Here is a 12,803-nt window from a genome sequence, read left to right as displayed (position 1 = left end):
ATCGGGCGGCCATTCTCGGTTCGTTCACACCCTCTCCGGCTCACATGCGGCAGCCGCGCGCCGGGTCGGCGAGCTGCTTGGCGGCAACGCCGACCAGCTTGTTGGCGTTGCCGTCGACCTTGCGCAGGTAGATGTCCTGCACCGGGTTGTGCGCCTTTGACAGCGTCCAGGTGCCGCGCGGGCTGTTGAGGCGCGCCGACTCCATGCCCTTGACGAGCGCGTCGCGCTTGCTCAGGTCGCCCTTGACGGCATTGAGGCCGGCGGCGAGCAGCTGCGCCGCGTCGTAGCCCTGCACCGCGTACACGTCGGGCTGCAGCTTGAAGGTCTTCGCGTAGGCGAGACGGAACTGGCGGTCGACCGGGTTGTTCAGCTCGTCGGCGTAGTGCAGCGTGGTCAGCATGCCGGCGGCCGAGCTGCCCTGCGCCTCGAGCGTGCCGTCGGTCAGGAAGCCGGGGCCGTAGAGCGGAATGCGCGCCTTCAGGCCCGACGCGTCGTAGTCCTTGACGAACTTGACCGCGCCGCCGCCCGCGAAGAACGCGTAAACCGCGTCCGGCCGGGTCGACGCGATCTCGGTCAGCAGCGCCTGGAACTCGACGCCGGGGAACGGCAGGTTGAGTTCCTTGACGACCTTGCCACCCTTGGCCTCGAAGCCTTCCTTGAAGCCCTTCACCGACTCCTCGCCGGCGGCGTACTTCCAGGTGATGGTGACCGCCGTCTTGTGCTTTTGCTGCTCGGCGGCGACCACGCCCATCGCGTAGGCCGGCTGCCAGTTCGAGAACGAGGTGCGGAAGATGTTCGGGCCGCACATCGGGCCGGTCACGGCATCGGCGCCGGCGTTCGGAACGATGAGCAGCGTGTTGTTGTCCTTGGCCACCTTGGCCATCGCCATCACGACGCCCGAGTGGACCGTGCCGACCAGCACGTCGACGTTGTCGCGCTTGACCAGCTTGTTGGCGTTCTCGACCGCCTTGGCCGGATCGGACTCGTCGTCGACCTTGAAGAACTCGACCGTCTTGCCGCCGAGCTTGCCGCCGTTCTCCTGCATGTAGAGGCGAAAGCCGTTCTCGATGGCGGTGCCGAGCGCCGCGTAGGTGCCGCTGTACGGCAGCATCAGGCCTACCTTGACCTTGTCGGCGGCCGGTTGCGCGAGCGCCGAACCGGCGGCGAGGGCGAGCGTCGCGGCGGCGACGAGGGTGATGCGCTTCATCGTTGTCTCCCAGTGATGGCTTGGTTCAGGAAATCTCGGGTGGCGGCAATCACCGCATCGGGTCGGTCGCGGTGCGGCGAATGGCCGCACTCGGCGAGCTTGACGAGACGCGTCGCGGGCACGGCCTCGGCGATCCGCTCGATCTGCCGCATGGTGCCGTACGGATCGCCTGTGCCCTGGATCGCGAGCACCGGACACGCGATCTGCGCCAGCAGGCTCTCGATGGTCCACGACTCGAAGGCGTGATTAAGCCAGATGTCGTTCCAGCCATAGAACGCGGAGTCGACGTCGGCGTGGTACTTCGCCAGCTTTTCCCGCAGATCGCCGTGCTCGTAGGCCTCGCGCGCGGCACGGATGCTGACGAGGCCGAACGCCTCGACGACCCAGTGCGGCGCCATCACGACGGCGGCACTCACCCGGGGCGCGAAGCGCGCGGCGTGGATCAGCGCGATCGAGCCGCCGTCGCTGTGACCGAAAAGGGCATACGGCGCGTCGACGCCGAGCGCATCGAGCAGCGCCGGCAGCACCTGTTCGGCCTCGCGATGCATGAAGTCGACGCCCCAGCGCTCGCCGGGCGCACGCGGCGTCGACCGGCCGTAGCCCGGACGCGAGTAGACGAGGCCGCGCACGCCGCAGGCGTCGCAGAGCGCGGCCGGGAAGTCCTTCCACATCGCGACCGACCCGAGGCCCTCGTGCAGGAAGACGAGGAGCGGCCGATCGGCATCGCGAGGCCCGACCCAGTCGACCTCGATCTCGAGCCGGCGTCCCGCAAGGTCGAGGGTGACGCGCTCCGGGCCGCTCATGAAGCGGCTTGCGCCTGCTCGCGCAGCCGGAAGCGCTGGATCTTGCCGGTGGCCGTCTTCGGCAACTCGGCCACGAACTCCACCAGGCGCGGGTACTTGTGCGGCGCGAGCCGGCTCTTGACGAACTGGCGCAGCTCGTCGGCGAACGCGTCGTCTGCGAGGCCGGCGTCCTTGAGCACCACGTACGCCTTGGCGCGCGTCAGCCCCTGCTCGTCGGCGACGCCGATCACCGCCGCCTCGAGCACCGACGGGTGCTGCATCAGCGTCGACTCGACCTCGAACGGCGAGACGTACTGGCCGCTCACCTTGAGCATGTCGTCGCCGCGCCCGGCGTAGATGTAGTAGCCGTCGGCGTCGCGCACGTACTTGTCGCCGCTCTTGGTCCAGCAGCCGCGGAAGGTGTCGCGGCTCTTCTCGCGGTTGCCCCAGTACATGAGCGCGGCCGACGGACCGTCGATGAAGAGGTCGCCGATCTGGTCGGCGCCGTCGATCACGCGGCCGGCCTCGTCGCGCAGCTCGACCGTGTAGCCGGGCACCGGCTTGCCGGTGGTGCCGTAGCGCACGTCCCCGGGGCGGTTCGACAGGAAGATGTGCAGCATCTCGGTCGAGCCGATGCCGTCGATGATCTCGGCGCCGAAGCGGGCGGTGAAACGATCGCCGATGTCGCGCGGCAGCGCCTCGCCCGCCGACGAGCAGAGGCGCAGCGCCACCTCGCTGCGCGCCGGCAGGTTGGGCGAGGCCAGCATGCCGGCGTAGCCGGTCGGGGCACCGAAGAACACCGTCGGCCTGAACGCGCCCGCCTGGACCGGCGTCTGCCCGGTCCAGCGCCGGAACACGGCGTCGGGCGTCGGCCGCTCGGCCATCAGGATGGTCGTCGCGCCGACCGCGAGCGGGAACGTCAGCGCGTTGCCGAGGCCGTAGGCGAAGAACAGCTTGGCCGCTGAGAAGCAGACGTCGCTCTCGCGCAGCGCGAGCACCGGCTTGGCGTAGAGCTCGGCGGTCCAGTAGAGATTGGCGTGCGAGTGCACGGTGCCCTTGGGCCGGCCGGTCGAGCCCGACGAGTAGAGCCAGAACGCCGGATCGTCGGCACAGGTCGATGCTGGCGCCACCGCCGGCGCGTGGGCGGCGAGCAGCGCGTCGAAGTCGTGCGCGTTCGCCGGCAGCGCGCCGGCATCGCCGCGCGAGACCACGAGCGCGCCGACCTCGTGCGGCGCGCTCGCCAGCGCGCTCTGCAGCGTCGGCAGCAGCGCCGCGGAGACCAGCGCGGCCTGCGCGCGCGAGTGCTGCAGCATGTAGGCGTAGTCGCTCGCCGGGAGCATGGTGTTGACGGCGACCGGGACGACCCCCGCGTACAGGCAGCCGAGGAAGGCCTGCGGCCAGTGTGCGCAGTCGTGCATCAGCAGCAGCACGCGCTCCTCGCGGCGCAGGCCGAGCGCCTGCAGCGCCGCGGCGACGCGTCGTACGCCGTCGGCGAGCGCGTCGTAGCCCAGCACGCCGACGTCGTCGACGTACGCCGGCTTGGCGCCGCGCGCGGCGTTGGCGTCGAGCAGGTGACGCGCGAAGTTGAACGACTCGGGCGGCGGTGCGACGTCGGCAGCGGAATGGGCCATCGGGTGCTTGGAAAGAAAGGCGATCAGCGGGCGGCCGCCGGCCGCGTCAGGCCGCGACGGCGGCTCGCTCGCGGGTGAAGCGGATGCTGCCTTCGGGCAGCAGGTAGAGCACCAGCGCGCGGCCGCCGGTGACGGTCGGCTGATGCATGCTGCCGGGCGGGTAGACCTTCCAGCCGGCGCCCTGGCCGTCGAAGGTCGGCGCGCCGTCCATCGGCACCACCATGTCGATCTCGCCGTTGGGGTGGACGTGGTTCGGCCCGGCGACGTCGTTCATGTCGACGACGTCGACCGAGAAGCCGCCGGTCGCCGGCGTCGCCGCGATCACGCGGCCGTAGCGGATGCCGCCGGCTTCCTGGCGGCACATCCAGCCCTCGGCGACGCCGGCGCGGCACGCCGCCGCCAGGCGCTCGAACGTGGGCGTGCCCGGGCCGTGCTCGGCGTTCAAGCGCTGCTCGAGCGCCGCATCGAGCGGCACGCCGCGCAGCTGCTGCGTGAGTTCGGCGACGAGGGTCGCGAATTCGGGTTCGAACATGGTTCAGGCGGGACCGGGTACTAAACTGCACGCGATCTTAGCCGCACCGCTCCCAAAATCAGAGCAATATAGTGCATTTCGGGGTAAGTACTGATGAGCAGCGAACTCGATCCGGATCGCGTCGGCGACTCGACGGGAGATGCGGCGGCGGCCGCGGACACGGCAGCCGACGCCGGGAGGGGCACGCCTGACGGCCCGCCGGCGGACCCGTCCGAGACCGCGCAGCCGCGCGATGCCGAGCGCAGCCCCTTCCTCGCCGCGCTCGGCGAACGCGCGCGCGCGCTGCGCCTGCGCAAGGGCATGACGCGGCGCGCGCTCGCCGCGCAGTCCGACGTCTCGGAGCGCCACCTCGCCAACCTCGAGCTCGGCGTCGGCAACGCGTCGGTGCTGGTGCTGCGCCAGATCGCGCAGGCGCTCGACTGCTCGCTCGCCGAGCTGGTGGGCGACGAGACCACCGCGTCGCCCGAGTGGCTGCTGATCCGCGACCTGCTGCGCGGGCGCGACGACGACGAGCTGCGCCGCGCGCGGCTGCTCCTCGCCGGCACGTTCGGCCCGAGCACCGCGCCCGACCAGCGCCTGCGCCGCATTGCGCTCGTGGGGCTGCGCGGGGCCGGCAAGTCGACCCTCGGCCGCGCCCTTGCCGACTCGATGCAGGTGCCGTTCGTCGAGCTCAACCAGGAGATCGAGCGCCTTGCCGGCTGCCGCGTCGACGAGATCCACTCGCTGCTCGGCCAGACCGCGTACCGCCGCTACGAGCGCCGCGCGCTCGAGGAAGCGACGCAGCTGCACCCGGAGGCGGTGATCGCGACGCCGGGCGGCATCGTGTCGGAGCCGGCGACCTTCAACCTGCTGCTGTCGCGCTGCTTCACGGTCTGGCTGCAGGCGTCCCCCGAAGAGCACATGCAGCGCGTGATCGCACAGGGCGACTTCCGCCCGATGGCCGGCAACAGCGAGGCGATGCAGGACCTCAAGCGCATCCTCGACGGTCGCGCGGCGTTCTACGGCAAGGCCGACGCGACCTTCGACACCTCGGGCAAGACGCTGCGGCAGGCGATCGACGGCCTGCGCAGTCTGCTGCCGGCGGCCGCCCAGACGAGAAGCATTAAAGTGCCCGCTTGACACGGCGATCAATTGCAGTAAAGTGCACGCGGTTGGCCAGCCCGTCAGCTCAGGAGACCGCATGAACGCACCGGACCGCACCCGCCTCGACCGCGTCGACTACCGAACGTCGCCCGCCGACTACCGTCACTGGACGCTGACGACCGAGGGCGCGGTGGCGACGCTCGCGATGAAGGTCGACGAGGACGCGGGCCTGAAGCCCGGCTACAAGCTCAAGCTCAACAGCTACGACCTCGGCGTCGACATCGAGCTGCACGACGCGCTGAACCGCGTCCGCTTCGAGCACCCGGAGGTGCGCACGGTCGTCGTGACCAGCCTGCGCGATCGCGTGTTCTGCTCCGGCGCGAACATCTTCATGCTGGGCCTGTCGAGCCACGCCTGGAAGGTGAACTTCTGCAAGTTCACCAACGAGACGCGCAACGGCATCGAGGACTCGTCGACCCACTCGGGGGTCAAGTTCATCGCCGCGGTCAATGGCGCCTGCGCCGGCGGCGGCTACGAGCTCGCCCTCGCCTGCGACGAGATCCTGCTGATCGACGACCGCTCGTCGGCGGTGAGCCTCCCGGAAGTGCCGCTGCTCGGCGTGCTGCCGGGCACCGGCGGCCTGACCCGCGTCACCGACAAGCGCAAGGTCCGCCACGACCTCGCCGACATCTTCTGCACCACCAGCGAAGGCGTGCGCGGCAAGCGCGCGCAGGAATGGCGCCTTGTCGACGAGGTGGTCAAGCCGCAGCAGTTCGCCGCCCGCGTGCAGCAGCGCGCCGAGGAGCTCGCCGCGCAGAGCGACCGCCCGGCCGACGCGCGCGGCGTCGCGCTGACGCCGCTCGAGGCCGAGTACGACGCCGACCGGCTGGTCTACGAGTTCGTGACCGTCGAGATCGACCGCGCGCGCCGTCTCGCCACGTTCACGGTGAAGGCGCCGAGCGCCGCGCAACCGACCACGCCGGCGGAGATCGAGGCCGCCGGCGCCGCCTGGTGGCCGCTCGCGATGGGTCGCCAGCTCGACGACGCCATCCTGCAGATGCGCACCAACGAGCTCGAGATCGGCACCTGGCTGCTCAAGACGGAAGGTGCGGCCGACGCGGTGCTCGCGATCGACGCGGTGCTCGCCGAGCACGCCGGCCACTGGCTGGTGCGCGAGACGATCGGCCTCCTGCGCCGCACCTTCGCGCGCCTCGACGTGTCGTCGCGCAGCCTGTTCGCGCTGGTCGAGCCGGGCTCGTGCTTCGCCGGCACGCTGCTCGAACTGGCGCTCGCCGCCGACCGCATCTACCACCTCGCCTTGCCCGACGAGCCCGAGCGCGCGCCGGCCATCGCGGTCGGCGAGGCCAACTTCGGCCTCTTCCCGATGGTCACCGGCCAGTCGCGCCTCGAGCGCCGCTTCTACGCGGAGGCGCCGGCGCTCGACGCGGTGCGCGCGACCGTCGGCACCAGGCTCGACGCCGACGCCGCGTTCGCGGTCGGCCTGGCCACCGCGGCCCCGGACGACATCGACTGGGACGACGAGATCCGCATCGCGCTCGAGGAGCGCGCCGCGATGTCGCCCGACGCGCTGACGGGCATGGAGGCGAACCTGCGCTTCAACGGCCCGGAGAACATGTTCACGCGCATCTTCGGGCGCCTCACGGCCTGGCAGAACTGGATCTTCCAGCGCCCCAACGCCGTCGGCGAGAAGGGCGCGCTCAAGGTCTACGGCAAGGGCGACAAGGCCCAGTTCGACTTCGACCGCGTCTAGCGCTCCGCCCGCCGCGCCGCCCCCACACCGAAACGGAACATCTCATGTCGACGATCAACTACAGCGAAAAGATCCCCAACAACGTCAACCTCGCCGAGGACCGCACGCTGCAGCGCGCGCTCGAGCAGTGGCAGCCCAACTTCATCAACTGGTGGGACGAGGTCGGCCCCGAGGGCTCGACCGACTTCGACGTCTACCTGCGCACCGCCGTCAGCGTCGACCCGCAGGGCTGGGCCCAGTTCGACTACGTGAAGATGCGCGACTACCGCTGGGGCATCTTCCTCAACCCCGGCAGCGAGCGCACCATCCACTTCGGCGATCACAAGGGCGAGAAGGCGTGGACCGACGTGCCCGGCGAGTACCGCGCCAACCTGCGCCGCATCATCGTCACGCAGGGTGACACCGAGCCGGCGTCGGTCGAGCAGCAGCGCCACCTCGGCCTCACCGCGCCGTCGATGTACGACCTGCGCAACCTGTTCCAGATCAACGTCGAGGAAGGCCGTCACCTCTGGGCGATGGTCTACCTGCTGCAGAAGCACTTCGGCCGCGACGGCCGCGAGGAGGCCGGCGCGCTGCTCGAGCGCCAGTCGGGCGACCAGAACAACCCGCGCATCCTCGGCGCGTTCAACGAGAAGACGCCCGACTGGCTGGCGTTCTTCATGTTCACCTACTTCACCGACCGCGACGGCAAGTTCCAGCTCGCCGCGCTTTCGGAAAGCGCGTTCGACCCGCTGGCCCGCACGACCAAGTTCATGCTGACCGAGGAAGCGCACCACATGTTCGTCGGCGAGAGCGGCGTCTCGCGCGTGCTGCAGCGCACCGCACAGCTGATGAACGAGCTCAGGACCGACGACCCGAAGACGATCCGCGAGGCCGGCGCGATCGACCTTCCGACGATCCAGCGCTACCTCAACTTCCACTACAGCGTCACGATCGACCTGTTCGGCGCCGACCAGTCGAGCAACGCCGCCACCTTCTACAGCTCGGGCCTCAAGGGCCGCTACGAGGAAGGCAAGCGCACCGACGACCACGTGCTCAAGGGTCAGACCTACAAGGTGCTCGAAGTCCAGAACGGCCAGCTGGTCGAGAAGGAAGTGCCGATGCTCAACGCCCTCAACGAGGTGCTGCGCGACGACTTCATCAAGGACTCGGTCGCCGGCGTGGCGCGCTGGAACAAGGTGCTCGAAAAGGCGGGCATCCCGACCCGTCTGACCGTGCCGCACAAGGCGTTCAACCGGCAGATCGGCGCCCTCGCGGGCATCAAGATGTCGCCTGACGGCCGGGTGGTCAGCGAGGCCGAATGGGCCGCCCGGCGCGACGAGTGGCTGCCGTCGGCCGAGGACTTCGCGTTCGTCGGCTCGCTGATGGGGCGCGTCGTCGAGCCCGGCCGGTTCGCCAACTGGATCGCGCCGCCGGCGATGGGCATCAACCGCCAGCCGATCGACTTCGAGTACGTCCGCTTTAACTGATATCGCGCGGGCCGGGCGCCCTTCGCCCGGCTCCACGACACCCACACGCATGGACATCGCCGCGACGCCGGCCGGGTTGCTCAAGCAGCACCTGATCGACCCCGAGATCTGCATCCGCTGCAACACCTGCGAGGCGACCTGCCCGGTCGGCGCGGTGACCCACGACGACCGCAACTATGTGGTCGACGCGACCAAGTGCAACTTCTGCATGGACTGCATCTCGCCGTGCCCGACCGGGTCGATCGACAACTGGCGCCTCGTGCCGCAGGTGCGCGCGTACTCGGTCGAGGAGCAGCTGGTCTGGGACGAGCTGCCCGCCGAGCTCTCGCCCGAGCAGCTCGAAGTTGAAGGCGTGCCGCACGACACCGCGCTGGCCGTCGAGCCCGAGCCGGTGCTCGCGGTCGACCCCGACGCGGCCGCGGGCGAAGCGCCGTTCAACTCGGCCGCCTGGGGCTCGACGCTGCCGCCGTGGTCGGCGGCGCGCGCGTACGTGAACGTGTGGGGCCCGAAGAACCCGATCACCGCCACCGTCACCGGCAACTTCAACTGCACCGAGGCCGGCTTCGCGAGCGAGACGCATCACGTCGTGCTCGACTTCGGCAACATGCCGTTCCCGGTGCTCGAAGGCCAGTCGATCGGCATCGTGCCGCCCGGCGTCGACGCGCGCGGCAAGCCGCACGTGGCACGCCAGTACTCGATCGCGAGCCCGCGCAACGGCGAGCGCCCCGGCTACAACAACGTCTCGCTCACGGTCAAGCGCGTGACCGAGGACCACCAGGGCCGGCCGACCGCCGGCGTGTGCTCGAACTACGTGTGCGACCTCAAGGTCGGCGACACCGTGCAGGTGATCGGCCCGTTCGGCAGCAGCTTCCTGATGCCGAACCACCCGCACTCGAACATCGTGATGATCTGCACCGGCACCGGCAGCGCGCCGATGCGCGCGATGACCGAGTGGCGCCGGCGCCTGCGCAAGTCGGGCAAGTTCGCGAGCGGCAAGCTGATGCTGTTCTTCGGCGCGCGCTCGCCGCAGGAGCTGCCCTACTTCGGGCCGCTGCAGAACCTGCCGAAGGACTTCATCGACATCAACCTCGCGTTCTCGCGCGTGCCGGGGCAGCCCAGGCGCTATGTGCAGGACCTGATGCGAGAGCGCGCGGTCGATCTCGCCGCGCTGCTGAAGGACGCCAACACGTACATCTACGTGTGCGGGCTCAAGAGCATGGAAGAAGGCGTCGTGCTCGCGTTGCGCGACGTCGCCGAGGAAGCCGGCATCGGCTGGGACGGGCTCGGCCCGGCGCTCAAGGCCGAAGGCCGGCTGCACCTCGAGACGTACTGACGCCGGCATGCGGCGCGACACCGAAAGCGGCACTGAACCGGGCGCTGACGTGACCGCGTCGGGCGATCGCCTGCCGGCGCTCGCCGCGCTGCTCGCCGAGCGCGGCAGCTGCCGCGGCTTTCGGCCCGACCCGGTGCCGCACGCGACGATCGAGCGCATCCTCGCCGCGGCCCAGCGCACGGCGTCGTGGTGCAACGCGCAGCCCTGGCGCGTGCACCTCCTGAGCGGCGCCGCTATCGAGGCCGCACGCGAGGCGTTGCCACGCCACGCCGAGGCGCACGCGCCCGACCCCGACTTCGCGTGGCCGGCCGAGTACCAGGGCATCTACCTCGAGCGGCGCCGGCGCTGCGGCTTCCAGCTCTACGAAGCGGTCGGCGTGGCGCGCGGCGACCGCGCCGGCGGCGCGCGCCAGGCGGCGGAGAACTTCCGCTTGTTCGGCGCCCCGCACGTCGCCTTGGTCACCACCGATCGCGAGCTCGGCGTCTACGGCGCGGTCGATTGCGGCGCCTGGGTCTCGACCTTCATGCTGGCCGCGCGGGCGGCCGGCGTGGCGTCGATCGCGCAGGCGGCCCTCGCGGCGTATCCCGGCTTCTGGCGCGGGCGCCTCGGCATCCGCAGCGACCGGCTCGTGGTCTGCGGTGTCTCGTTCGGGTACGCCGACCCCGCACACCCTGCGAACGCGTTCCGCACCGAGCGTGCGGCGCTCGGCGAGGTGGTCGAGTGGGTGTCGGACGCGCCGGCGGCACCGCCCGCGCCCGCGGCTTAGGCCGGAGCTTTCGACGCGGTCGCGACGTCGGCTGCCGCGGCTTTCGCGTGCAGGCGGCGGGCGCCCGCCGGCTCCGACACCCAGCAGGCGCCCGCTGCGTTCGCTACTCCGCGCGGATGTTGCTCTCGCGGATGACCGGCGCCCAGCGCGCGATCTCGGCCGCGGTGCGGTCGGCGAGCTGGCGCGGCGTGGACGACTTCGCGAGCACGCCGAAACCGGTGAAGCGCTGCTGCACGTCGGGGATCTGCAGCGCCCGGGCGATTGCGTCGTTGAGCTTGTCGACCACGTCGGCGGGCATGCCGGCCGGGCCGATGATCGCGAACCAGCTCTCGGCGGCATAGCCCGGCAGCACCGACGCCATCGTCGGCGCACCGGGCACGATCGGCGACGGCTCGGGCGAGGTCACCGCGAGCAGCTTGAGGCGCTTGTTGGCGATGAACTCGTTCATCGCCGCCGACGCCGTGGTGATGAGGAGCTGCACCTCGCCGGCGATCACCGCGTTCGTCGTCGGGCCCTGGCCCTTGTACGGCACGTGCGTCATCTTGATGCCGGCGCGCCGTGCGAACAGCTCGGTCGCGAGATGGCCGAACGAGCCGATGCCTGCCGTGGCGTAGGCGACCGGCTGCTTCTTCGCGTACTCGATGAAGCCGCGCAGGTCGTCGACCGGCAGCGCGGCCGGCACCACGGCCATCAGCGGCGCGGTCGCCACCAGCGTGACCGGGGTGAAGTCCTTGAGGCCGTCGTAGTTCGCATCCTTCACCACCGCCGGCGCGACCGCGACGTTGCCGTTGTTGACGAAGAAGAGGGTGTGGCCGTCGGGCCTGGCGCGGATCACCTCGCGCGCGGCGAGCACGCCCGAGGCGCCCGGCTTGTTGTCGACGATCAGCGTCTGCCCGAGCGACTTCTGCAGCGGCTCCTGCAGCACGCGCGCCATGATGTCGGTCGTGCCGCCGGCGGCGAACGGGATGACGAGCCGGATCGGCTTGTCGGGGAATGCCGGCTGCGCCGCGGCGGCGCCGCTCAGCACGGCGAGCAGGGCGAGCAGGTAGCCACGGATGGTGCGCATCGTCGACGTCTCCCTGCGTCAGGCGAGCAGCTGCTTGGCGATCACGACGCGCTGGATCTGGTTGGTACCCTCGAAGATCTGCGCGAGCTTGGCGTCGCGCATCATCCGCTCGACCGGGTAGTCCATCGTGTAGCCGTAGCCGCCGAAGATCTGCACCGCGTCGGTGGTGACCTTCATCGCCATGTCGCTGCCGAAGCACTTGGCCACGCTCGCGAGGTAGTTGAGGCGCTCCCAGTCGCCGGTGTCGCCGGCGCGCGCGCACTCGTAGACCAGCGCACGCGCCGCCTCGATGCCGATCGCCATGTCGGCCAGCATGAACTGCACGCCCTGGAACTCGGCGATGCTGCGCTTGAACTGCTTGCGCTCCTTCGCGTAGGCGATCGACGCGTCGAGGGCGCCCTGCGCGAGGCCGACGCACTGCGCGCCGATGGTCGGCCGGTTGAGGTCGAGCGCGCGCATCGACGCCTTGAAGCCCTTGCCTTCCTCGCCGATCAGGTTCTCGACCGGCACCCGGACGTTGTCGAAGAAGATCGGCGTGTTGGGCGCGCCGCGCCAGCCCATCTTGCGCTCGTGACGGCCGAAGGTGACGCCCTTCATCTTCTTCGGCTCGACGACGAACGCGCTGATGCCCTCGGCGCCCGACTGCCCGGACGTGCGCGCCATCACCACGATGTAGTCGGCGACCACGCCGTAGCTGCACCACTGCTTGCGACCGTTGATGACGTACGAATCGCCGTCGCGCACCGCGCGCGTCGTCATCGCGCCGACGTCCGAACCCGCCTGCGGCTCGGAGATCGCGATCGCGGTGACCACGCCGCCCTCGGCGACCGGTCGCAGGAACCGCTCGCGCTGCTCCTCGGTGCCGAAGTGGAGCAGCGGCATGATGAACATCGTGTTGAGGCCGGCGATCGAGCCGCAGGCCGGCGAGACGCGCGAGATCTCCTCGCGCGCGATGCACATCATCGTGAGGTTGCCTTCGGGCCCGCCGTAGCGCTCCGGGATCCACAGCTGCATCAGCCCCATCTCGCCGTACAGCTTGACGAGTTCCTCGGGAAAGCGGTCGGTCTCGTCGACCTCGGCGGCGATCGGCGCGACGTGCCGGTCGACCATGCGCCGGATGCTGTCGCGAAAGGCGATCTGTTCCTCGGTGAAGTTCATGCGTG

11 protein-coding genes are annotated in these 12,803 nt (G+C 70.4%); 5 read left to right on the top strand and 6 right to left on the bottom strand.

Going from position 1 to position 12,803, the window contains the following annotated elements; translation table 11 throughout:
• Positions 1-40: 40 nt before the first annotated feature.
• The 4 genes from HQN59_RS03110 to HQN59_RS03095 are packed head-to-tail and all read right to left on the bottom strand — an operon-like array spanning position 41 to position 4,152.
• A complete protein-coding gene (locus HQN59_RS03110) occupies positions 41-1,207 on the bottom strand; it encodes an ABC transporter substrate-binding protein (RefSeq protein WP_176065918.1) in 1,167 nt (388 codons plus the stop codon).
• Entirely contained in the window at positions 1,204-2,010 is an 807-nt protein-coding gene (locus tag HQN59_RS03105) for an alpha/beta fold hydrolase (protein WP_176065916.1), read from the bottom strand. Before HQN59_RS03105 ends, HQN59_RS03110 begins: the two co-directional genes overlap by 4 nt.
• Positions 2,007-3,620 carry a benzoate-CoA ligase family protein gene (locus HQN59_RS03100; RefSeq protein WP_176065914.1) on the bottom strand — a complete coding sequence of 538 codons (1,614 nt, stop codon included), beginning with the start codon at positions 3,618-3,620 and terminating at the stop codon, positions 2,007-2,009. The genes HQN59_RS03105 and HQN59_RS03100 overlap by 4 nt, the downstream gene beginning before the upstream one ends.
• A gap of 46 nt (positions 3,621-3,666) precedes the next feature.
• Positions 3,667-4,152 carry a 4-hydroxylaminobenzoate lyase gene (locus tag HQN59_RS03095; RefSeq protein ID WP_176065912.1) on the bottom strand — a complete coding sequence of 162 codons (486 nt, stop codon included), beginning with the start codon at positions 4,150-4,152 and terminating at the stop codon, positions 3,667-3,669.
• A gap of 93 nt (positions 4,153-4,245) precedes the next feature.
• Here HQN59_RS03095 and HQN59_RS03090 point away from each other — a divergent pair, with 93 nt between their 5' ends.
• From HQN59_RS03090 to HQN59_RS03070, 5 genes are all read left to right on the top strand, one after another.
• Positions 4,246-5,271 (top strand): helix-turn-helix transcriptional regulator, encoded by a 1,026-nt coding sequence (locus tag HQN59_RS03090; protein WP_176065910.1) that lies wholly within the window; start codon positions 4,246-4,248, stop codon positions 5,269-5,271.
• A 61-nt stretch (positions 5,272-5,332) separates the two neighbouring features.
• Positions 5,333-7,006 (top strand): 2,3-epoxybenzoyl-CoA dihydrolase, encoded by a 1,674-nt coding sequence (gene boxC / locus HQN59_RS03085; RefSeq protein WP_176065908.1) that lies wholly within the window; start codon positions 5,333-5,335, stop codon positions 7,004-7,006.
• A gap of 44 nt (positions 7,007-7,050) precedes the next feature.
• Complete coding sequence (gene boxB, locus HQN59_RS03080; RefSeq protein WP_176065907.1) at positions 7,051-8,475, top strand: benzoyl-CoA 2,3-epoxidase subunit BoxB; 1,425 nt, start codon at positions 7,051-7,053, stop codon at positions 8,473-8,475.
• A 49-nt stretch (positions 8,476-8,524) separates the two neighbouring features.
• A complete protein-coding gene (gene boxA, locus HQN59_RS03075; RefSeq protein ID WP_176065905.1) occupies positions 8,525-9,808 on the top strand; it encodes a benzoyl-CoA 2,3-epoxidase subunit BoxA in 1,284 nt (427 codons plus the stop codon).
• A gap of 7 nt (positions 9,809-9,815) precedes the next feature.
• Positions 9,816-10,574, top strand: a complete 759-nt coding sequence (locus HQN59_RS03070; RefSeq protein WP_176065903.1) for a nitroreductase — start codon at positions 9,816-9,818, stop codon at positions 10,572-10,574.
• 103 nt (positions 10,575-10,677) lie between these two features.
• On the opposite strand, the gene HQN59_RS03065 is transcribed toward HQN59_RS03070, so the two are convergent.
• Positions 10,678-11,640, bottom strand: coding sequence for a Bug family tripartite tricarboxylate transporter substrate binding protein (locus HQN59_RS03065; protein ID WP_176065901.1), 963 nt, complete (start codon positions 11,638-11,640; stop codon positions 10,678-10,680).
• An 18-nt stretch (positions 11,641-11,658) separates the two neighbouring features.
• Entirely contained in the window at positions 11,659-12,798 is a 1,140-nt protein-coding gene (locus tag HQN59_RS03060) for an acyl-CoA dehydrogenase family protein (RefSeq protein ID WP_176065899.1), read from the bottom strand.
• Positions 12,799-12,803: the final 5 nt, after the last annotated feature.

This window comes from Rhizobacter koreensis, assembly GCF_013366375.1.
Lineage (GTDB): Bacteria > Pseudomonadota > Gammaproteobacteria > Burkholderiales > Burkholderiaceae_C > Schlegelella_A > Schlegelella_A koreensis.
This window is presented reverse-complemented; position numbering and strand designations above follow the sequence as displayed.